Below are 1030 nucleotides of genomic sequence, written 5' to 3' on the forward strand. Positions count from 1 at the left end.
TAAACGAAATGCAAAAATCAACCTTGACAATAATATTAATTATGTTTTCATTCTTTTCTAATGGTCAATCCGAATTGGAAAATAAGTTTGCGAAAGCTAACTCTGATATGAATTTAAGAAATATGTATCAAAGAATAGTTTGGCAAATGCAACCAACAAATGAATATTTATTTGACCAAACTAAAGGAGAAGTAAAATATATTGTCGAAGAAAATGGATATGAAGTTATTGTAAAACCAGAGATTTTAGGAACATTTAATCTCGATGATAAAACCTTTTTGTGGTCAGACAAAAACCCTTCAATTAGTGAAAAGTTAAATGATAAAGTAGATTCATTTAGAAAATCACTACCAAAAAAATATCAAAAGAATAAATTCAAATCTTCAACAGAATTCAATACAAATTTATTGTCTCTTTTTAGCTATGAACTGAATTCGAATGGTTTTGACTCGAAGCGTCAAGAAAATGTAATTATTTATTATTCTCTTTTAGATATAACAATATTTAAAGACGGAAATGAAATTTTAATCATTGAACCTAAAAATCACATATTTCCAATTCAATCATCGCAACATATTGAAATAATTAAAAAATTTCACAAAGAAAAACTCGAAATCAATAAAGAGTATAACGAGCAAAAAATAAGTTCTGACAAAGCTTTTAGAAAAATAAAAAAGATTCATTTGAAATATTGGATTAATGAAGACCCCTATTTTTTTCCTTCCCTGTCTTGGCCTTGTAATTTTGATGAAAAGTCAATACTTGAGTGGAAAGAATTCAAAATTGACGATAATAGACTTTTTGTAATGTACACGACCGATTTAGGATGGACTACTGAATCATACGCATATGAAATAGATTTAGAAGCTCAAGGAGATAAATTAATAATAAACGAATATTAAAAATAACTAGCTACAACAATGTATAACCTCAATTACGGCGGATTCGACTACGTCCGAATCCACTCGGAATTGCTAAAGCCTGTGCCAAACCGAAAATTAACGCATATTAACCCGTAACTGACGGTTAT

General features: G+C 28.5%; 1 protein-coding gene. It reads left to right on the plus strand.

The features are described from left to right. Positions 1-902, plus strand: a 902-nt coding sequence (locus tag AC1EUY_RS16090) for a DUF6882 domain-containing protein (protein ID WP_480196572.1), incomplete at its 5' end; no start/stop codon positions are given. Positions 903-1030: the final 128 nt, after the last annotated feature.

Source organism: Maritimimonas sp. 2210JD6-3 (assembly GCF_056591795.1).